19 protein-coding genes and 3 tRNA genes are annotated in these 19,235 nt (G+C 54.3%); 9 read left to right on the top strand and 13 right to left on the bottom strand.

All coding sequences use genetic code 11. The features are described from left to right. Positions 1-32 precede the first annotated feature (32 nt). Genes sufC through ACVKSX_RS04425 form a run of 5 tightly spaced genes read left to right on the top strand, consistent with a single transcriptional unit; the run spans position 33 to position 4,777 of the window. Positions 33-779, top strand: a complete 747-nt coding sequence (sufC, locus tag ACVKSX_RS04445; protein ID WP_010245631.1) for a Fe-S cluster assembly ATPase SufC — start codon at positions 33-35, stop codon at positions 777-779. Then, positions 754-2,034, top strand: a complete 1,281-nt coding sequence (gene sufD / locus ACVKSX_RS04440) for a Fe-S cluster assembly protein SufD (protein ID WP_354438422.1) — start codon at positions 754-756, stop codon at positions 2,032-2,034. Before sufC ends, sufD begins: the two co-directional genes overlap by 26 nt. Beyond that, on the top strand, positions 2,034-3,257 hold the full coding sequence (gene sufS, locus ACVKSX_RS04435) for a cysteine desulfurase SufS (protein ID WP_320503503.1): 1,224 nt from the start codon (positions 2,034-2,036) through the stop codon (positions 3,255-3,257). Before sufD ends, sufS begins: the two co-directional genes overlap by 1 nt. 21 nt (positions 3,258-3,278) lie before the next feature. After that, positions 3,279-3,695 (top strand): cysteine desulfuration protein SufE, encoded by a 417-nt coding sequence (gene sufE / locus ACVKSX_RS04430; RefSeq protein WP_010245623.1) that lies wholly within the window; start codon positions 3,279-3,281, stop codon positions 3,693-3,695. A gap of 56 nt (positions 3,696-3,751) precedes the next feature. Further along, entirely contained in the window at positions 3,752-4,777 is a 1,026-nt protein-coding gene (locus tag ACVKSX_RS04425; RefSeq protein ID WP_354438421.1) for a L,D-transpeptidase family protein, read from the top strand. Positions 4,778-4,858: 81 nt separating this feature from the next. On the opposite strand, the gene ACVKSX_RS04420 is transcribed toward ACVKSX_RS04425, so the two are convergent. The 6 genes from ACVKSX_RS04420 to ACVKSX_RS04395 all read right to left on the bottom strand — a co-directional run bounded on the left by ACVKSX_RS04420 (position 4,859) and on the right by ACVKSX_RS04395 (position 8,927). Further along, positions 4,859-5,095: a major outer membrane lipoprotein gene (locus ACVKSX_RS04420; RefSeq protein WP_003853216.1), complete on the bottom strand. Its 237-nt coding sequence runs from the start codon at positions 5,093-5,095 to the stop codon at positions 4,859-4,861. Between the two features lie 304 nt (positions 5,096-5,399). Further along, entirely contained in the window at positions 5,400-6,812 is a 1,413-nt protein-coding gene (gene pykF / locus ACVKSX_RS04415; protein ID WP_010245613.1) for a pyruvate kinase PykF, read from the bottom strand. A 344-nt stretch (positions 6,813-7,156) separates the two neighbouring features. After that, positions 7,157-7,233: transfer RNA gene (locus ACVKSX_RS04410), tRNA-Val, on the bottom strand. Positions 7,234-7,244: 11 nt separating this feature from the next. Beyond that, positions 7,245-7,321 (bottom strand) — tRNA-Val (locus tag ACVKSX_RS04405). Between the two features lie 3 nt (positions 7,322-7,324). Continuing rightward, positions 7,325-7,401: transfer RNA gene (locus ACVKSX_RS04400), tRNA-Val, on the bottom strand. 152 nt (positions 7,402-7,553) lie between these two features. Beyond that, the gene (locus ACVKSX_RS04395; RefSeq protein WP_167429776.1) at positions 7,554-8,927 is read right to left on the bottom strand and encodes an MATE family efflux transporter; all 1,374 of its coding nucleotides are present in this window, start codon (positions 8,925-8,927) and stop codon (positions 7,554-7,556) included. A gap of 202 nt (positions 8,928-9,129) precedes the next feature. Between ACVKSX_RS04395 and ACVKSX_RS04390 the strand changes: the two genes are divergently transcribed. After that, entirely contained in the window at positions 9,130-9,789 is a 660-nt protein-coding gene (locus ACVKSX_RS04390; RefSeq protein WP_354438420.1) for a riboflavin synthase subunit alpha, read from the top strand. Between the two features lie 335 nt (positions 9,790-10,124). Here ACVKSX_RS04390 and cfa read toward each other — a convergent pair whose 3' ends face one another. Next, the gene (cfa, locus tag ACVKSX_RS04385) at positions 10,125-11,273 is read right to left on the bottom strand and encodes a cyclopropane fatty acyl phospholipid synthase (RefSeq protein WP_010245604.1); all 1,149 of its coding nucleotides are present in this window, start codon (positions 11,271-11,273) and stop codon (positions 10,125-10,127) included. Between the two features lie 310 nt (positions 11,274-11,583). After that, positions 11,584-12,786 carry a purine nucleoside transporter PunC gene (gene punC, locus ACVKSX_RS04380; RefSeq protein ID WP_163639465.1) on the bottom strand — a complete coding sequence of 401 codons (1,203 nt, stop codon included), beginning with the start codon at positions 12,784-12,786 and terminating at the stop codon, positions 11,584-11,586. 107 nt (positions 12,787-12,893) lie between these two features. Here punC and punR point away from each other — a divergent pair, with 107 nt between their 5' ends. Then, a complete protein-coding gene (gene punR, locus ACVKSX_RS04375) occupies positions 12,894-13,799 on the top strand; it encodes a DNA-binding transcriptional activator PunR (protein ID WP_010245598.1) in 906 nt (301 codons plus the stop codon). Here the strand turns inward: punR and purR are convergent. After that, entirely contained in the window at positions 13,796-14,821 is a 1,026-nt protein-coding gene (gene purR / locus ACVKSX_RS04370; protein ID WP_010245595.1) for an HTH-type transcriptional repressor PurR, read from the bottom strand. The two genes, punR and purR, sit on opposite strands and share 4 nt — an antisense overlap. A 281-nt stretch (positions 14,822-15,102) precedes the next feature. Between purR and cydH the strand changes: the two genes are divergently transcribed. Further along, the gene (gene cydH / locus ACVKSX_RS04365; RefSeq protein WP_010245592.1) at positions 15,103-15,192 is read left to right on the top strand and encodes a cytochrome bd-I oxidase subunit CydH; all 90 of its coding nucleotides are present in this window, start codon (positions 15,103-15,105) and stop codon (positions 15,190-15,192) included. 45 nt (positions 15,193-15,237) lie between these two features. On the opposite strand, the gene ACVKSX_RS04360 is transcribed toward cydH, so the two are convergent. Then, complete coding sequence (locus tag ACVKSX_RS04360) at positions 15,238-16,035, bottom strand: C40 family peptidase (RefSeq protein ID WP_033757992.1); 798 nt, start codon at positions 16,033-16,035, stop codon at positions 15,238-15,240. Positions 16,036-16,400: 365 nt separating this feature from the next. Between ACVKSX_RS04360 and ACVKSX_RS04355 the strand changes: the two genes are divergently transcribed. After that, positions 16,401-16,736, top strand: a complete 336-nt coding sequence (locus tag ACVKSX_RS04355; protein WP_170933470.1) for a Grx4 family monothiol glutaredoxin — start codon at positions 16,401-16,403, stop codon at positions 16,734-16,736. A gap of 43 nt (positions 16,737-16,779) precedes the next feature. Here the strand turns inward: ACVKSX_RS04355 and rnt are convergent, their stop codons facing one another. The 3 genes from rnt to nemA form a co-directional block, all read right to left on the bottom strand. Beyond that, entirely contained in the window at positions 16,780-17,448 is a 669-nt protein-coding gene (rnt, locus tag ACVKSX_RS04350; protein WP_010245582.1) for a ribonuclease T, read from the bottom strand. A 120-nt stretch (positions 17,449-17,568) separates the two neighbouring features. Continuing rightward, a complete protein-coding gene (gene gloA, locus ACVKSX_RS04345; RefSeq protein ID WP_010245580.1) occupies positions 17,569-17,976 on the bottom strand; it encodes a lactoylglutathione lyase in 408 nt (135 codons plus the stop codon). A gap of 116 nt (positions 17,977-18,092) precedes the next feature. Further along, entirely contained in the window at positions 18,093-19,190 is a 1,098-nt protein-coding gene (gene nemA, locus ACVKSX_RS04340; RefSeq protein ID WP_010245578.1) for an alkene reductase, read from the bottom strand. Positions 19,191-19,235: the final 45 nt, after the last annotated feature.

The following is a 19,235-nucleotide window of genomic DNA, read 5'->3' as shown; positions in this document are numbered from 1 at the left end:
CGCGTTGCCGGAAGCAATGTGAAGGAATAAGTATGTTAAGCATTAAAGATTTGCAGGTCAGTGTTGAAGATAAAGCCATTCTGCGTGGCCTGAATCTAGAAATTAAACCCGGCGAAGTGCATGCCATCATGGGCCCGAACGGCTCAGGTAAAAGCACCCTGTCAGCGACGCTGGCAGGCCGTGAAGATTATGAAGTAACCGGCGGTTCGGTCAGCTTCAAAGGTAAAGATCTGCTGGAACTGGCCCCTGAAGAGCGCGCCGGTGAAGGCATCTTTATGGCATTCCAGTATCCGGTAGAAATTCCGGGCGTCAGCAACCAGTTCTTTTTACAGACCTCGGTCAATGCGGTACGCAAATATCGTCAGCAGGAAGAGCTGGATCGCTTCGATTTCCAGGACTTCATTGAAGAGAAAATTGAGCTGCTGAAGATGCCGGCAGATCTGCTGACCCGCTCAGTCAACGTTGGCTTCTCCGGCGGTGAGAAGAAGCGTAACGACATCCTGCAGATGGCGGCACTGGAGCCAGAACTCTGCATCCTGGATGAGACCGACTCAGGCCTGGATATCGATGCGCTGAAAATCGTGGCGAATGGCGTAAACAGCCTGCGCGACGAGAAGCGTGCCTTTATCATCGTGACCCACTACCAGCGTATTCTGGATTACATCAAGCCAGACTTCGTTCATGTTCTGTATCAGGGCAAAATCGTGAAATCTGGCGACTTCTCGCTGGTGAAACAGCTGGAGGAGCAAGGTTATGGCTGGCTTACCGACGAAGAGTGATTCTGTGCTGCGACAGTGGCATCACCTGTTTGAGTCGCGTGGCGACGTGCGTTCTCTGCAGGCACAGCAGCACTGGCAGCAACTGATGCGCGTTGGCCTGCCAACCCGCAAGCACGAAAACTGGAAGTACACGCCGCTGGACACCTTACTGTCACAGCAGTTTGTACTGCCTGACGCGCCGCAGACCCTGAGCGCTGAACAGGTTGATGCACTGGCGCTGCCGCTGGATGCGATCCGTCTGGTCTATGTTGACGGTCAGTTCCAGCCAGCCTTCAGCAGTCGCGACTGCGAACTGTTTGAGGTTCAGCACAGCGTGGCCGCCGAGCGCCGTCCGCTGCCTGCTGCGGTTCAGCCTGAAGTCTTCCTGCATCTGACAGAAAGTCTGGCAGAAGAGGTGACGACCCTGCGTCTGGCACGCGGTAAATCCGCTGCGCGTCCGGTCTATCTGCTGCACATCACCAGCGGTCAGCAGACGGGTATGAACACGGTTCACTATCGTCATCACCTGCAGCTGGAAGAGAGTGCCGAAGCGGAAGTGATTGAGCACTACGTTTCACTGGATGAGCGCGCCCATTTCACCGGCACGCGCTTTACCTTTGCGGTAGGCGACAATGCAAAACTGACGCACACGAAGCTGGCCTTTGAAAGCAGCGCCAGCTATCACTTTGCGCATAACGATCTGGTCATTGGCAATGATGGCCAGGTCAGCAGCACCAGCTTCCTGCTGGGTGCCGGGCTGTCGCGTCACAACACCAGTACCCAGCTGAACGGCGAAAACACCACGCTGGCTATCAACAGCCTGGTGCTGCCGGTGAAACAGGAAGTGGCGGATACCCGTACTTACCTGGAGCACAACAAGGGCTACTGCGTCAGCCGCCAGATGCATAAAACCATCGTGCGTGACAAAGGCCGTGCGGTGTTTAACGGCCACATTAAAGTGGCACAGCATGCGCTGAAGACCGACGGGCAGATGACCAACAACAACCTGTTGCTGGGCAAGCTCTCAGAAGTCGATACCAAACCGCAGCTGGAAATTTATGCGGATGACGTCAAGTGCAGCCACGGTGCCACCATCGGTCGTATTGATGATGAGCAGATGTTCTACCTGCGTTCGCGCGGTATTGAGCAGGATGCTGCACAGACCATGATTATTCATGCGTTTGCCGCAGAACTGACCGAAACACTGGAAAATGAGGTGATGCGTCAGGCCGTGCTGCAGCGTATCGCGCAACGTTTTCCCGGAGGCGACATATGATGAACTTCGATCTCGAACGCGTCAGGGCTGATTTTCCTATCCTGAAGCGTGAGGTCAACGGTCATCCGCTGGCCTATCTTGACAGTGCGGCCAGCGCACAGCGTCCACTCTCGGTGATTAACGCCGAGAGTCATTTCTATCAGCACGGCTATGCGGCCGTGCATCGTGGTATCCATACGCTGAGCCAGCAGGCGACCAGCGACATGGAGAACGTGCGCGATCAGGCTGCCCGTTTTATCAATGCGCAGTCACAGGAAGAGATTGTCTTCGTCAAAGGCACCACCGAAGGCATCAATCTGGTGGCGAACACCTGGGGCAGCAGTAACCTCCAGGCTGGCGATAACCTGATCATCACTGAGATGGAGCATCACGCCAATATCGTTCCATGGCAGATGCTGGCCCAGCGCACCGGCGCAGAAGTGCGCGTCCTGCCATTAAATGACAACGGTGAGCTGGCCCTGGAGCAACTGGCGGGGCTGATCGACAGCCGTACGCGGTTGCTGGCGGTGACGCATGTTTCAAACGTGCTCGGCACGGTTAATCCGGTTAAGACGATCGTTGCTCAGGCAAAAGCCGCTGGCGTGGTAACGCTGGTGGATGGTGCCCAGGCGGTGATGCATGACAAGGTTGATGTGCAGGATATTGGCTGCGACTTCTACGCCTTCTCCAGCCATAAACTCTATGGACCGAACGGCGTGGGTATCCTCTACGGCCGCAAAGCGCTGCTGGATGAGATGCCACCATGGGAAGGGGGCGGTTCAATGATTGAGCGCGTCATACTGCCCACCGGCACCACCTGGAACAGTGCGCCGTGGCGCTTTGAAGCGGGTACGCCGAACACCGGCGGTATTATCGGCTTCGGTGCGGCGATGGCCTATGTGCAGGCGCTGGGACTGGATACGATTCATCAGCGCGAGACGGCACTGATGAACTATGCGCTCGATAAGCTGGGCACCGTTCCGGATATCCAGATCTACGGTCCGCAGTCACGAGCTGGCGTTATCGCCTTCAATCTCGGTAAACACCACGCCTACGATGTTGGCAGCTTCCTGGATCAATATGGCATTGCCATCCGCACCGGACATCACTGCGCGATGCCGCTGATGCAGCATTACAATGTACCGGCGATGTGCCGTGCCTCCTTCACGTTCTATAACAGTGAAGAGGAAGTGGATCGTCTGGCTGCCGGTTTGACGCGCATTCATCGTCTGCTGGGCGGCTGAACAGTTTTAACGGAGTCACTGATGGCGAATTTGCCTGAAAAAGAGAAACTGGTTCGCAACTTCAACCGTTGCGCTAACTGGGAAGAGAAGTACCTCTACATTATTGAGCTGGGTTCAAAGCTTCCGGAATCTTCTGAAACCTTGCACCAGCCGGAGAACGTGATTTCGGGTTGTCAGAGTCAGGTGTGGATCAGAATGACCCCGCAGGCGGATGGTTCCATTGCGTTTGAAGGCGACAGCGATGCCGCTATTGTTAAAGGTTTGATTGCTATCGTATTTAGCCTCTATCAGAACCTGCCGCCCGCCGATATCCTGGCGCTGGATGTGCGCCACTGGTTTGGCGAACTGGCACTGATGCAGCACCTGACGCCCACCCGGTCGCAGGGGCTGGAGGCGATGATTCGGTCTATTCGCCATACCGCTCAGAACCTCAGCTAAGTTACACTCCACAGACGCCATCCGGCGTCTGTTTTTTTATCTGACGAGAAAATTGCATGAAACCTGCTTTACGTTTAGCCGGTGCATTGCTGCTGACCTGCTTTGGGCTCTCTGCACCCGCGTTCGCCACCGAATATCCGCTGCCACCACCTGACAGTCGCCTGATTGGCGAAAACGTCCTGACTCAGGTTCCTGACAATAAACAACCTCTGGAAGCGATTGCGGCGCGCTACCAGGTCGGCCTGCTGAGCATGCTGGAGGCCAATCCCGGTACCGATCCCTGGCTGCCCAAAGCGGGCACCCAGCTGACGGTGCCACTGCAGATGATCCTGCCCGATACGCCGCGCGAAGGGATTGTGGTGAATCTGGCCGAGCTTCGTCTCTATTACTATCCCAAAGGGGAGGATAAGGTCATTGTCTATCCCATCGGCATTGGCCAGCTGGGTGCGGCCACACCAGTGATGGTGACGCAGATCAGCCAGAAGATCCCTAATCCCACCTGGACGCCCACGGCGAACATCCGCAAACGCTACGCTAAAGAGGGCATTACGCTGCCTGGCGTGGTCCCCGCCGGACCGGATAACCCGATGGGGCAGTTTGCCATGCGTCTGGCGCGCGGCACCGGCCAGTATCTGATCCATGGCACTAATGCGAAATTCGGCATCGGCATGCGCGTCAGTTCAGGCTGTATCCGTCTGCGTTCAGAAGATATCGAAGCGCTGTTTAACTCAGCCCCGAAAGGGACGCGGGTACAGATCATCAATCAGCCGGTGAAATATGCTGTAGAGCCGGATGGGAAACGCTACGTGGAAGTGCATCAGCCGCTGTCACGCAACGACAAAGACGATCCGCAGACCATGCCGATTGCACTCACTGCCGGAGTGAAGCAGTTTATGAAAAGTGAGAAGAGTGATAGTGCGCTGATTAAAGCCAGCTTAGCGCGACGCTCAGGCATGCCTGTGCTGGTCAGCAGTGGGGAGCCGGTGCAGAGTGATACCGTGCCGCCTGCGGGGCTGGAGAGCGCATCTGTGGGGGCTAATAGCCCGGTGACACAGGCTGAGGGCAACGCGGTTCAGCCCTGACCGGATAAGCGCCTGTGAAGGGCACTGAATTCGGAGCAAAAAAAATGGCGCCATAAAGGCGCCATTTTTAAACCAGAACTCTTACTTACGGTAAGAGTGAGCCTGGTTGTCCAGACGCTGGTTAGCGCGTGCTGCGTCATCTTTAGCAGCCTGAACGTCTGAACGCACTGCGTTCACGTCGTTGCTCAGCTGGTCAACTTTAGCGTTCAGAGTCTGAACGTCTGAAGACAGCTGGTCGATTTTAGCGTTGCTTGAGCAACCAGCCAGCATAGTTGAAGCCAGAACTACCGCGCCCAGTACCAGTTTAGTACGATTCATTATTTATACCCTCTAGATTGAGTTAATCTCCATGTAGCGTTACAAGTATTACACAAAGCTTTTTAAGTTGAGAATAAATTTTTGATGAGAAGATGCTTAAATTTGATCGTTCGCTCAAAGAAGCAGCGAATCACAGAATATGATAAAAAAATTTAGCGAAAACAGAGAGATTTAATCGGATTAACCTTAATATTAAGAGTATTTGAATAGTTATTTTCGATTGGAATTTTCTGACATTTGGTTTAAGTAGAAATAAAAAAAAGCGCCCGATAAAGGCGCTTCAAAATAATGGTCTGAGAGAGTTTTACAGAACGTGTACAGAAGCGGTGTTGGTAGTTCCGCTTGGTACTAATGCACCTGACACCAGCACCACGACATCGCCTTTCTGGCCGTAGCCACTTTCCAGCGCCGCTTCTTTACCCAGACGATAGAAATCGTCGGTTGAAGCGATCTCAGTCACCAGACGTGTCTCAATCCCTTTGCTCAGGATCAGCTGACGGGCAGTCATCGGATTGGTGGTCAACGCCAGGATGGTTGCGTTCGGGAAGTATTTACGCACGGCTTTAGCAGATTTACCCCCTTCGGTAGCAACCACAATCAGTGGCGCTTCCAGCTTCTCAGCGGTCTCTACAGCACCACGGCAGACGGCTTCTGTGATACGCATTTTGCGGTTATCACTCTGGCTGTCGATGCGGGACTTCATCACGCGATCGGTACGCTCACAGATGGTCGCCATGATGGTGACCGACTCCAGCGGATAACGGCCTTTGGCGCTCTCACCTGACAGCATGACAGCATCGGTACCGTCAAGAATGGCGTTCGCCACGTCACCGGCTTCTGCGCGGGTAGGGCGCGGGTTCTTGATCATGGAATCGAGCATCTGGGTAGCCGTGATAACCACTTTGCGTGCTTTATTACATTTTTTGATCATCATCTTCTGCGCGAAGATCACTTCTTCAACCGGGATCTCAACGCCCAGATCGCCACGCGCAACCATGATGCCGTCTGACGCTTCGAGGATTTCGTCGAAGTTGTTCAGGCCTTCCTGGTTTTCGATTTTGGAGATGATCTGGATATGCTCGCCGCCGTTCTGTTTCAGGTGCTCGCGAATTTCCAGCACGTCTGAACGTTTACGGATGAAAGAGGCGGCGACAAAGTCTACGCCCTGCTCACAACCAAAAATCAGGTCGCGTTTATCTTTTTCGGCCAGTGCTGGCAGCTGGATAGAGACGCCTGGCAGGTTAACGCCTTTGTTTTCGCCCAGATCGCCATTGTTCAGGACTTTACACACCACGGTATTTTCAGTGACTTCGGTCACTTCCATACCAATCAGGCCATCATCGACCAGCACCGTGTTGCCGATTTTCAGGTCAGCAGTAAAACCCGGGTAGGTCACCGCAACGCGCTCGCTGTTGCCAATCACGCTCTGGTCTGTAGTAAAGGTAAAGGTCTGACCGGCTTTCAGAGCCGCATCGTTGCCGCCTTCCAGTTTCATGGTGCGGATTTCAGGGCCTTTGGTATCCAGCAGAATAGCGGCCTGACGGCCGGTTTTTTGCATAACGGCACGCATGTTGGTGATGCGTTGGCCATGCTCAGCGTAGTCGCCGTGAGAGAAGTTAAGACGCATAACATTCATGCCAGCTTCAAGCAGCTGAGTCAGCATCTCTTCGGATTCGGTTTTCGGGCCGATTGTACAAACGATTTTAGTCTTTTTCATGACGGATTTTCTGTAAGTTGTGATGGATGAATAAGGGCGGAATCCGATGGCAGCGCATCGAAGTGAAATTTCTGATTGAGACTGAAATGGGCAGTACTGAGTAAGAATAGGTGACGAAGGCCAGGCGTGCAGGGAAGTTGTGCGGTTACGGTTGGTAACCACCACGCTGTTGTTGCGCAAATCATTTGAGTTATCGCAGTAAGCACGTGATCGCTGAAACCTTTCAAGTAAGCAACGCGGGACAGTATAGACGCTAAGTATGCGAAAACCAATCAAAAAGCAGAAGGGGGAAGCGATGCAGATCAATAAAAGTGGAGTTGCGCAAGCTGAAGGAATTCTGAAAGTGGTGCGCTCTAATGGACTCGAACCATCGACCCCCACCATGTCAAGGTGGTGCTCTAACCAACTGAGCTAAGAGCGCATACTGAATATTGGTGCGTCCGAGTGGACTCGAACCACCGACCCCCACCATGTCAAGGTGGTGCTCTAACCAACTGAGCTACGGACGCACTTGGTGCGCTCTAATGGACTCGAACCATCGACCCCCACCATGTCAAGGTGGTGCTCTAACCAACTGAGCTAAGAGCGCAACATGCTGTCAGGGCGACAGCGGGGACGAATATTAACGGCAGCGTGTGAGGCTGGCAAGGGGAAAATAGTTTTTTCGCCATGACTGCACAGCAACTGTGCTAACCGTCGTTTTTTTCGTCATTGCGAGCCATGAATGACCCGCCTCGAACGTTATCGCGCTGCACGCGTCAGGATAATCTCCGCCGGTGATTGCTGTAACCGTCTGATGCGCCAGATCATCATCACCGCAGCCGAGGTCAGGCCGATAATAAAGCCGCACCAGAAGCCCGCAGGTCCCATGCGCGGCACCACCCAGTCGGTCAGCGCCAGCAGATAACCGGCGGGCAGCCCCAGCAGCCAGTAAGCGATAAAGGTAATAAAGAAAATCGACCGCGTATCTTTATAGCCGCGCAGGATCCCGCTGCCAATCACCTGTATCGAGTCTGAGAACTGATAAATTGCCGCCAGCAGCATCAGCTGTGCCGCCAGCGTCACCACTTCAGGGTTGTCGTTATAGAGCAGGGCAATCTGATGACGGAACGTCACGGTAAAAATGGCGGTTAGCGCCGCCATGCTGATGCCTACACCCTGTGCGGTCCAGGCCGCGACCCGTGCCTGCTCGATGGAGCCCTGGCCCAGACGATAACCGACGCGGATGGTGGTCGCGACACCCAGCGACAGCGGCAATACGAACATCAGTGAACTGAAATTGAGCGCAATCTGGTGACCGGCCACGTTAACGATGCCCAGTGGCGAAACCAGCAGGGCGACAACGGCGAACAGCGTGACCTCAAAGAAGAGTGCCAGCGCCACCGGCAATCCCAGCGTCATCAGGCGGCTCAGAATCGGACGGGAAGGGGGTGACCAGCGGCTCTCCATACGGATATCGCGCATGCTACCCATCCGGCGCACCCAGAAGCGCATGCAGATAAACATCACCCAGTAGACCGAGGCGGTCGCCACGCCGCAGCCGACACCGCCCAGGGCTGGCATGCCGAAGTGGCCATAGATAAAGACATAGTTAAGCGGGATGTTGAACATCAGGCCTAAAAAGCCCAGCACCATGCCGGGTTTGGTTTTCGACAGCCCCTCGCATTGATTGCGGAGCACCTGGAAGAAGAGGTAGCCAGGCGCGCCGAACAGCAGGGCATGCAGATAGCCTTCTGCCTTCAGCGCCAGCACTGGATCAATGTCATGCATCGCCCGGATAAGATAACCGGCATGCCACAACAGCACCATAATCAGCAGGGAGACGAAAAAGGCGAGCCAGTATCCCTGGCGGATCTGTTCACCGATGCGTTCGCGGCGGCCAGAACCATTGAGTTGCGCAACGGTGGGCGTCAATGCAAGCAGAAGACCATGACCAAACAGGATGGCCGGTAGCCAGACAGAGGTGCCGACAGCAACGGCGGCCATATCCGTGGCGCTGACTGCGCCGGCCATAATGGTATCCACAAATCCCATTGCGGTTTGAGCCACCTGAGCAAGGATGACCGGAATCGCAAGGGCCAGCAATTGACGCGCTTCTGTTAAATACTTCTGCACGTTAACACCTGACTTATTGAATGAATTAAAAGGGGCAGGAAGCCCGGGGAATTTCGCGAGCTAGTGTAACTGGCGTAACAGAATTCGCCAATCTTTGTCACACAATGCGGTTTGCTCCGCTATAAAGCGGCGGTGCAGGCTGAAATCTAACAGCCGACCTGAGCTGTGATAAACTAGCGTAAACTTCGCAGAGGCAAAGACTATGTTTACCGGTATTGTGCAGGGCACCGCAGAAATCGTGTCCATTGAAGAGAAAGAACTGTTTCGTACCCACACTGTCCGCCTGCCGGAAGAGCTTTTACCGGGTCTGGCGCTGGGCGCATCCGTAGCCCATAACGGTTGCTGTTTAACCGTAACGGCAATTGAAGGCGACCGCGTCAGTTTTGATTTAATTAAAGAGACATTGCGGGTGACTAACCTTGGCGATCTACGTCAGGGCGATGTGGTCAATATTGAGCGTGCAGCGAAATTCAGCGATGAAATAGGCGGCCATCTGATGTCTGGTCATATTATGACCACCGCTGAAATCTGCAAGATTATCCAGTCAGAACATAACCGCGAAGTCTGGTTTAAAATCCAGGATGCGGCGCAGATGAAATATATTCTGCATAAAGGGTTTGTCGGCATCGACGGTATCAGCCTGACGGTAGGCGATGTGACTAAGACTAAGTTCTGCGTCTATCTGATCCCGGAAACGCTGGAGCGAACCACGCTGGGGGCGAAGACCTTTGGCGACCGGGTGAATATTGAAATCGATCCGCACACGCAGGCAATCGTGGAGACCGTTGAGCGGGTGTTAGCACAGCGCGATGCCGCGGCGGCGATGAGCATGCTGACCCGCCAGTCAACGACAGAGAGTTAATAAAAGGCGCGTAAGCACCGCAGACAGCCCAATCGGTTTTACTCTGTCAGCATTATAAAAGCGCAGGGCGCCGGGTCAGAAGAGGAAAGCGTCCCACGCCATGGACAAAAACGTCAGGAGCGTTTTTGAACAACGCAACGCGTTGGCCCGGCAACGGGCGCACCTCAGGATGAGGTGCGTAATCGCGTTGGCCGGGCGTGTCAGGGATGACAGGTTTTGCGACTTTCCGATCTGACCCTGTTCCTTGGGCAATGCTCCCTTTTAAAGCAAAACAGGCCACTCTTTTAAAGTCTTTGGCCGAGGTAGCGCTTTCTTAATTGCCCGCTTTTTAACCCCTACCGCGCCACCCGTAATCCCCCCTCAACGCCGCGACTGAACACGATCTGCCACAGCTGAATATCACGCGCCCGGAAGGCACCGGCACAGGCATTCAGATAATAGGAGAACATACGCTTAAAGCGTTCGCCATATTTATCGGCCAGCTCTGGCCAGGCCTGCAAAAAGCGTTCATGCCAGGCCATCAGTGTTTTGTCGTAATCTGCGCCGAAATTGTGCCAGTCTTCCAGAATAAAATGGGGCTCGCTGGCATCGGCCACATGGCGCACCGAAGGCAGGCAGCCGTTGGGGAAGATATATTTATCGATCCAGGGATCGACACTCATATCAGTTTTGATTGCGCCGATGGTGTGAAGCAGGAAAATACCGTCAGGCTTTAAATTACGATCGACCACGTCAAAATAGGTCGCGTAATTTTTCGGTCCGACATGTTCAAACATACCCACCGACACAATACGATCAAACTGCTCATTCAGGTCGCGATAATCCTGCAACAGAATCGTGACGTCTAATCCGCTACAGCGCTGCTGCGCCAGTTTCTGTTGTTCGGCGGAAATCGTCACGCCATGCACTTTAACGCCATAATGACGTGCGGCAAATTCCGCGAGTCCGCCCCAGCCACAGCCGATATCCAGAAGTGACATTCCAGGTTCCAGCGCTAATTTACGGCAGATCATATCCAGCTTGGCTTCCTGCGCCGTCGCCAGTGTCGTCGCCTCTTTCCAGTAGCCACAGGAGTATTGCATATAGGGATCGAGCATCAGTGAAAAGAGGTCGTTGCCCAGGTCGTAATGCTCTTTACCGACAATCCACGCCCGTTTTTTTGACTGCAGATTGGTTAAGCGTGCGGCGGCAATGCGCAGCGTATCTTTGAAGTGATGAGGCAGCTGCTGATCGAGTTTATGTTTAAGTACCTGATGGAAGAAAATATCCAGTCGGTCACACTCCCACCATCCATCCATATAGCTCTCACCGAGCCCAAGAGAGCCCTCCTGCAGAACACGTTTAAAAAAACCAGGATGATTAATATGAATATCCCAGGGACGTGAACCATTAATTTCGATATCCGCTTTTTCCAGCAGTTCATGAACGATGCGATACCAATGGTTTTCTTCGAGGCTCACTTCTTCTGCATAAGATGAACTCATAGATTTTCCACCACCTGTCCAATCTGAACCTGAACAAAGAGTAGCCAATTTATTCAGGCAATGAGAAACGATGCGGATGGCTCCGCAAACCGGTTATCTGTGTGATACAGAGGACTGGAACAGCCTGCAGCAGGTCGGGTAAGGTGAGAATAACGCGCGCGAATACCGTCCCGGCAGCAGGGTGCCAATCAGATTATTACGTTATTATATTGTTGATTTATTACAGATTTGTTGACCCGGATGAGTATATGCTCACGCGGGTCAATATTCAATAACTTATTGTTAGGGCGCTAACTAAAAAGTCAGTGTGTCACTGATTATCCTGGCAGGCAGTTTGCGCAGAGGCAACAACAGTTTGTGCGCTTGCGGCACGCTGCATGGCGTAACCCAACAGCGCCAGCACAATTGTCACCGTCATCATCAGTGTGGTGGTAAATAGCGGCTGAGTTAAGCCGGCCGACACTGCCAGGCTGGCAGCGAAACAGAGTCCTAACTGCAGTGTATTCTGCAACGCGGCGGCTTTACCGGTAGCGGTTGGGAAGGGCATCAGCGCACTGGACACCACAATCGGATAGATCGCGCCGTTAGCCAGCGCCATACCGCAGAACGGTACCATCAGACTCACCAGCGTGCTGCTGCCAGCAAGCGCAACAGCAAACAGCGCCAGAATGCTCAGGCTGTAGACGGCCAGCAGCCAGGGCAGCAATTGTGCGCCGTTAAAGCGGTTGAGCAGGGTGCGACAGCCGAAGCCACCAATTAAAAAGGCGAGCGTCTGGGGCACATAACTCAGACCGATATCGGCGGGCGACAGACCCAGATCCGCCAGAATAAAGGGCGATCCGGTCAGCCAGGCAAAGAAGCTGGCTGAGCAGGCGGAGTAGATCAGCACGTTGCCGCTGTAGACCCGTGATTTAAGCAGCGTGAAAAAGCCCGGCTGCGCACCTTTTTCTCCCGCTGCCTTGCGCACGGTGGGCAGACGCAGCGTGGCCAGAATCAACGCCACTGCAATCAGGGTCAGCACCAGGAAAATCGAACGCCAGTGGAAGTGGCCGATCAGCCAGGCACCCAGCAGCGGAGCCAGCGCCGGAGAGAGCGCAACCAGCGGCATAATGGTGGCAAAGACTTTGTTAGCGCGCGCTGCAGGATAGCGATCCACCACCAGCGCCTGCCAGCTTACGGCAGCGGCACAGACGCCAATCGCCTGGACAAAACGCAGCGCCAGCATCAGATAGATATCATTCACCCACAGCATGCCTGCGCAGCCAGCGCCAAACATGGCCAGTCCGGACAGCAGCACCGGTTTACGACCGATGCGATCGGAGAGGGGGCCCCAGAAGAGCTGACCCACGGCGAAGCCGCCCAGGAAGAGACTCATACTGGCGCTGATCAGACCGGGTGAAGTGTTAAAGGTTTGCTGCATCGCACCAAAGGCGGGCAGGTACATATCAGTGGCTAAAAAGCCCAGCATGCTCAGCAGGGCAAGGTAGGGCATAAACCCTTTATTCGACAACATCTGATTCTCATTTTTGCAGGATAAACGCGGCAGAGTGTAAAAGGTGCGTTTGCTGCTGTGAAACGGTAATATTTGCCGATTGCTGTTAAAATTTTTGAAGGCAGATTATGTGGTCAGAATATGCATTAGAAGTGGTTGACGCTGTCGCCCGCGGGGGGAGCTTCAGCGCCGCCGCGCAGGAGTTACATCGGGTGCCCTCTGCCATCAGCTATACGGTGCGTCAGCTGGAAAACTGGCTGGCGGTACCGCTATTTGAACGGCAGCATCGCGAAGTGGTTCTGACCCCGGCGGGTGAGCATTTTGTCCGGGAAGGACGTAGCGTCATCAAAAAAATGCTTGCCACCCGGCGACAGTGTCAGCAGCTGGCTAACGGCTGGCGCGGCCAGCTAAGCATAGCCGTTGACCGTATCGCTAAACCTCAGCGCACCCGACAACTGGTCAAAGATTTCTATCGCCACTTTCCCGATATGGAGCTGATTATCAGCTATGAAGTCTTTAACGGCGTCTGGGATGCGCTGGCCGATGGCCGGGTGGAAGTGGCGATTGGTGCCACGCAGGCGATACCGGTGGGCGGACGTTTTGCTTTTCGGGATATGGGCACACTTAACTGGCGCTGCGTGGTTGCGCCCGACCATCCTCTGACGCAGGCGAGCCAGATAGATGATGACACGCTGCGGAGCTGGCCCTCCCTGGTGCTGGAAGATACTTCTCGCGCACTGCCGCGTCGTATGACATGGACGCTGGATAACCAGCGCCGGCTGGTGGTGCCGGAGTGGCAAACCGGGCTGGAGTGCGTGCAGGCGGGATTGTGTGTGGCGATGGTGCCCGGTCACCTGGCCAGGCCGCTGCTCGACAGTGGCGAGCTGGTTGAACTGACGCTGCCGGTGGCGTTTCCGGACAGCCCATGTTGCGTCAGCTGGGCAGAGGATCGCGCATCACCGGCGACAGGCTGGTTGCTCAGCTATCTGGGTGATGCGCAAACGCTTAATCAGGAGTGGTTAAGCGAGCATTAACGGCGATAGTCGCGGAACGGGCCATCGGCCACGGAACGGCGCTCAATCAGCGTGGGATGGACCTCAATCGTTTGTGACACTTCGCGCTTACTGGTAATGCGGTCCAGCAGCATTTCCAGCGCTTTCTCACCCAGCTGGGCTTTAGGCTGATGCACCGTGGTCAGGGCCGGTGCAAAATAGCGGGCGTTGCGCACATTGTCATAGCCGATCACCGAAATATCCTGGGGGACGCGCAAACCCATCTCGTCGGCGGCGCAAATCGCGCCCATCGCCATGATGTCACCGCCACAGAACACCGCCGTCGGACGCTGCTTCTGCGACAGGATCTGCTGCATCGCCTGATAGCCTGACTCCGGCTCAAAGTCACCCTGCACAATCCACTCGGCGCGTGGCTGAATACCCGCTTCTTCCATCGCCTTCAGGAAACCGGCATGACGTCCGCCACCGGTGTTACGCTCCATCTGACCGGGGATAGCACCAATATCCCGGTGTCCGCGTTCAATCAGATAGCGTCCCGCCAGATAGCCGCCCTGGAAAGCATTATCCAGTACCGTGTCGGTGAAGTCGGCGCGCGATTCACCCCAGTCCATCACCACCATCGGGATATTGCGGTTCTCTTCCAGCATCTGCAGCAGATCGTCCGGATATTCAGAGCACATCACCAGCAGCCCATCGACGCGTTTCTGCGCCATCATGCTGAGATAGGCGCGCTGTTTTTGCAGATCGTTATGCGCATTACCCAGAATCAGCGTATAGCCTTTGTCAAAGCAGTGATTTTCAACCGCTTCGATAATTTCAGCGAAATAGGGCGCTTCGCTGGAGGTGGCAAGCAGGCCCAGCGTTTTGGTGTGATTCACTTTCAGGCTGCGCGCCACGGCGCTCGGCGAGTAGTGCAGTTCTTTAATCGCCTGCCAGACCGCGTTGCGCGTCTCTTCAGCCACAAAGCGGGTTTTATTGATGACGTGCGAAACGGTGGTCGTTGAGACGCCAGCGCGTTTCGCCACATCTTTAATTGTTGCCATGAAAATCGGACTCCAGTGCTTATCTAACTCTATGATAAGCGTAGTGTTAAACGTTTGCGTCTGCTCAGGGTTTTTTCCGCAAAGATGCAGCTTTCATGGCCAGGAAACAGGCCGCTGGCGGCGTAAAAGCGCCTGAAAACGTGCGCAAACGGAATCAGGGTTGCGCGCGTTGCGCAACAAAGGCGGGATTCTAACAAGGCTGAACGGATAAAACGAGATTTTTACCGGGCCCTGTGGGAAAATGCGATACCCCTACTAATTGTGTGACTAAGGAGCAAGCAATGAGTACCGATCTTAAACTGGCTTTAATGACCACCGCGGGCTGTCTGCTGATGATTGTGGCCTTTAGTTTTACCGCTATTCTGCACTAAAAAAAAGCCGGGATTATCCCGGCTCTCTTCTGGTTGTTCTGCTGCTCAGCGTATGGTTTTTGGCGTCATCACCCGACGGGCACCAATATAGTGGCGCTGCCAGTAATCTTCTCCTAACGCGCTGATCTGAATATCTTTGCCGGTGCGTGGCGACTGGATAAACTTGCCATCACCCAGGTAAACGCCGACATGGTCCGCAGTACCGCGTCCATTGATACGGAAGAAGACCAGATCGCCTTTCTCCAGCGACTCACGCTTGATCGGCGCGGCATCACGCAGGTGGTACATCTCGTTAGCGGTACGTGGGATCTTAAACTTCACCAGATCTTTATAGGCGTACCAGACCAGGCCGCTGCAATCGAAACCGGTATGGGGAGAGGTGCCGCCCCACTGATAGGGTTTACCCAACTGACCCATCAGCTTGGTCATCGCGGTTTCGCGGGCCTTCTGGTAGCGCTGACGGTGAGATTTGCTCATCTTAATCGTGCCGGTCTCGCTGGTAGTGACCTCTGCGGTTTTCAGCAGGCGCTGATGACCATAACGTTTTTTCTCTTTGTTCTTACTGAGACGGGCGGTTTTTAGCGAGGTCTTCTTAGCAGGCGTCTGTTTCGCGGCGAGTTCGACTTTTTTCAGTTTTTTTGTTTTTAGTTTTTGAACCGGGCTGAGGCGAGTCTTTTTCGTCACCGTTTTGACCGGGCGACGCTTGCGACGCTCATCGTCGCGCGCACTCTTTTTCTCTGCTTTATGCGTACTGACGTTCACCGGCGCGTGAGGCGACGCAGCGGCGATGTTGAAAAACAGTTGCGCAAAGGCCAGCATGAAAAACGTAATGATTAAACGCATAGTCCGTTGATTAGTTAAGTTGTCAGGGCCACTACGCACCGCGACAAAGTTGAGATTAATCTGATCCAGGATCAGCGCCCAGGCCATTCTAGTCCAGTTCTTTTAAAAACTGTAATGCCTTTTAATATTAATCTTTGCAACCCACGCAATTGTGCTGAAAATGAACATTTTCAGCGTCTTATATCAACGAAATTATTACGAATTATTAATCTGTTACCTGCTGTTAATAATCAGGAATTCAGGTGTCCCGGAGCAGGACTTAACAATGATGGCGATTTAATCGGGCAGCGATCAAAATCTCGTTTTCAGTCACGCTGCGAAGTCGCTACAATAAACAAACACGATGTGACGAATTAAGGAAGGCAATTATGAGTACTGTAGAAAAAATTCAGCGCCAGATCGCAGAAAACCCGATCCTGCTGTACATGAAAGGTTCCCCGAAACTGCCAAGCTGCGGTTTCTCTGCACAGGCGGTGCAGGCGCTGTCAGCCTGCGGTGAGCGTTTTGCTTACGTGGATATTCTGCAGAACCCGGACATTCGTGCCGAGATGCCGAAATTCGCTAACTGGCCAACTTTCCCGCAGCTGTGGGTTGATGGCGAGCTGGTCGGTGGATGCGACATCATCGTTGAGATGTTACAGCGTGGTGAACTGCAGACGCTGATCAAAGAGACTGCAGAAAAATTTAAAGAAGCAGAATAAAAAAAGGCCGACATCACGTCGGCCTTTTTCATTGCGGCATCCCTTATGCGGATGTCGTGGCTTCTGCATCGCCTTCCGCGAAGGGCAGCGGCCAGCCGCCTAACCGTTTCCAGCGGTTCACCAGCTCGCAGAACAGCGTTGCCGTCTGCTGAGTGTCATAGAGCGCCGAATGCGCCTGCGTGCTGTCAAACTCCATTCCCGCCGCAATACAGGCCTTCGCCAGCACCGTCTGACCCAAAACCAGCCCGCTCAGGGCCGCGGTGTCAAAGGTGGCAAACGGGTGAAACGGGTTGCGCTTCAGGCTGGCTCGTTCCGCCGCCGCTGACATAAAGTTCAGGTCGAAGGTGGCATTGTGCGCCACCATGATGGCGCGATTGCAGCCGCTGTCTTTAATGCCCTTGCGCACCATTTTGAAAATGGCGTGCAGCGCCTCATATTCACTGACTGCGCCGCGCAGCGGATTGCTGGGATCGATGCCGGTAAAGGCCAGGGCTTCGGGATGCAGCAGCGACCCGACAAAAGGTTCGACGTTGAAATGCAGCGTCTGGTCAATCTGAATCCATCCCTCTTCATCCATTTTCAGCGTGATAGCGGCAATCTCCAGTAACGCATCGGTTTGCGCATTGAAACCCGCGGTTTCAACGTCGATCACCACCGGATAGAAGCCACGGAAACGTTGATTGAGTGCATTAGGGGAATTCGATTCAGACATCAGGATCTCGTTGCAGAAAAAGGGCAGCGCGTATTATGGCAAAAAACGGGGCCGGGTGCAGCAGATGAAGCGCAGAGAAGGGGATTCAGCCCACCCGATCGGGCAGGCTGACAGGCAGGTTTAGTTGCCGAGGCCGTTACCGGCATCTTTGTTTTCGATTAGCTCGATTTTGTAACCATCGGGATCTTCAACAAAGGCAATAATGGTGGAGCCGCCTTTAACCGGGCCAGCTTCACGCGTCACGTTGCCGCCATCTTTGCGGATACGTTCGCAGGCCGCTGCTGCGTCATCAACGCCCAGCGCAATATGACCATAGGCATCACCGAGGTCATACTTATCGACGCCCCAGTTGTAGGTCAGTTCGATCACCGCACCTTCGCTCTCGTCGGTGTAGCCCACAAATGCCAGGGTATATTTGTATTCGGTGTTTTCGCTCTGACGCAACACGCGCATGCCCAGCACACGGGTGTAGAAATCGATTGAACGTTGCAGATCGCCAACGCGCAGCATGGTATGAAGTAAACGCATAACATCCTCTTTTAAATAAAACGCCATCGCCCGATGACTCAGGCGCTAAGTATAGCGATGAAAATCGCTATTGAATAATGGCTGCCGTCATCATCCCGGACGGCAGCCCGAACCGGTTACAGCGTTGGGTAGTCGATATAACCTTCCGCGCCGCCGCCGTAGAAGCTTTCCGGACGCTGTGGATTGAGTGGGGCGTCCTGCTGCAGACGCTCAACCAGATCCGGGTTAGCAATGTAATCGCGACCAAACGCAACCGCATCGATCAGACCGCGACCAATCAGGTCATCCGCTTTCTCAACGGTATAGGCACCGGCACCAATGATGGCACCCGGGAAGAGATCACGCACTTTCTGACGGAAAGCGTCGGTATAAGGCTGACCGCCGGCCCAGTCTGGCTCAGAGAGGTGCAGATAGGCGATGTTGCGTTTTGCCAGCTCGCCGATATACCACAGCGCCGCTTCCTCTTCATCCGGGCCGTTGTCCAGATTCTGGAAGCTGCCGATAGGTGAGACGCGAATACCAATGCGATCGGCTGACCAGTTAGCGATCACCGCATCAACCACTTCCAGCGCAAAGCGGCCGCGTTTTTCGATGCTGCCGCCATATTCATCAGTACGCTGGTTTGAGCCAGGAGCCAGGAACTGGTGCATCAGGTAACCGTGCGCCGAGTGCAGCTCAAGCAGGTCAAAGTCCGCTTCACGCGCGTTGGCCGCAGCCTGGCCAAAATCTGCCACAATCTGCTTAATCTCTGGCACTGTCAGCTCACGCGGCGTTGAGGTATCTTCGCGATAGACGCTGCCATCTTCAGCACGCAGTGAGGTACGGGTACCAGCGGCAATCGCCGATGGCGCAACCGGTGCTTTGCCTTCCGGCTGCACGCTGTTATGTGAGATACGACCGGTGTGCCATAACTGTACTGCGGTGTGGCCGCCAGCCTGATGCACGCCTTCGTTAATCGCTTTCCACGCTGCAATCTGTGGCTGAGTATGTAAGCCTGGCGCACCGGCATAGCCTTTCGCCTGGAAAGAGATCTGGGTCGCTTCGGTGATGATCAAACCGGCGCTGGCGCGCTGGCGATAATATTCAGCCATCATCGGGGTAGGGATGTCGCCTGGCTCAATGCTGCGCAGACGGGTCAGCGGTGCCATAAATACGCGGTTTGGGACGGTAATTGCACCGACTTTTAGCGGACGAAACAGCTGGGTACTCGCCATAATAGCTCCTGATTAGTAGACCAGTCGTCTACAAACATGTTTTTT

It is taken from the genome of Pantoea sp. PvP021, assembly GCF_054056055.1.
Note: the sequence above shows the minus strand (reverse complement) of the source record. Positions and strands in the feature narration are given on the sequence as shown.

Bases quoted from the DNA above. Each gene is read 5' to 3' on its own strand.
- sufC (WP_010245631.1), top strand. From the start codon at position 33: ATGTTAAGCATTAAAGATTTGCAGGTCAGTGTTGAAGATAAAGCCATT.
- sufD (WP_354438422.1), top strand. From the start codon at position 754: ATGGCTGGCTTACCGACGAAGAGTGATTCTGTGCTGCGACAGTGGCAT.
- sufS (WP_320503503.1), top strand. From the start codon at position 2,034: ATGAACTTCGATCTCGAACGCGTCAGGGCTGATTTTCCTATCCTGAAG.
- sufE (WP_010245623.1), top strand. From the start codon at position 3,279: ATGGCGAATTTGCCTGAAAAAGAGAAACTGGTTCGCAACTTCAACCGT.
- ACVKSX_RS04425 (WP_354438421.1), top strand. From the start codon at position 3,752: ATGAAACCTGCTTTACGTTTAGCCGGTGCATTGCTGCTGACCTGCTTT.
- ACVKSX_RS04420 (WP_003853216.1), bottom strand. From the start codon at position 5,095: ATGAATCGTACTAAACTGGTACTGGGCGCGGTAGTTCTGGCTTCAACT.
- pykF (WP_010245613.1), bottom strand. From the start codon at position 6,812: ATGAAAAAGACTAAAATCGTTTGTACAATCGGCCCGAAAACCGAATCC.
- ACVKSX_RS04390 (WP_354438420.1), top strand. From the start codon at position 9,130: ATGTTTACCGGTATTGTGCAGGGCACCGCAGAAATCGTGTCCATTGAA.
- cfa (WP_010245604.1), bottom strand. From the start codon at position 11,273: ATGAGTTCATCTTATGCAGAAGAAGTGAGCCTCGAAGAAAACCATTGG.
- punC (WP_163639465.1), bottom strand. From the start codon at position 12,786: ATGTTGTCGAATAAAGGGTTTATGCCCTACCTTGCCCTGCTGAGCATG.
- punR (WP_010245598.1), top strand. From the start codon at position 12,894: ATGTGGTCAGAATATGCATTAGAAGTGGTTGACGCTGTCGCCCGCGGG.
- purR (WP_010245595.1), bottom strand. From the start codon at position 14,821: ATGGCAACAATTAAAGATGTGGCGAAACGCGCTGGCGTCTCAACGACC.
- cydH (WP_010245592.1), top strand. From the start codon at position 15,103: ATGAGTACCGATCTTAAACTGGCTTTAATGACCACCGCGGGCTGTCTG.
- ACVKSX_RS04360 (WP_033757992.1), bottom strand. From the start codon at position 16,035: ATGCGTTTAATCATTACGTTTTTCATGCTGGCCTTTGCGCAACTGTTT.
- rnt (WP_010245582.1), bottom strand. From the start codon at position 17,448: ATGTCTGAATCGAATTCCCCTAATGCACTCAATCAACGTTTCCGTGGC.
- gloA (WP_010245580.1), bottom strand. From the start codon at position 17,976: ATGCGTTTACTTCATACCATGCTGCGCGTTGGCGATCTGCAACGTTCA.
- nemA (WP_010245578.1), bottom strand. From the start codon at position 19,190: ATGGCGAGTACCCAGCTGTTTCGTCCGCTAAAAGTCGGTGCAATTACC.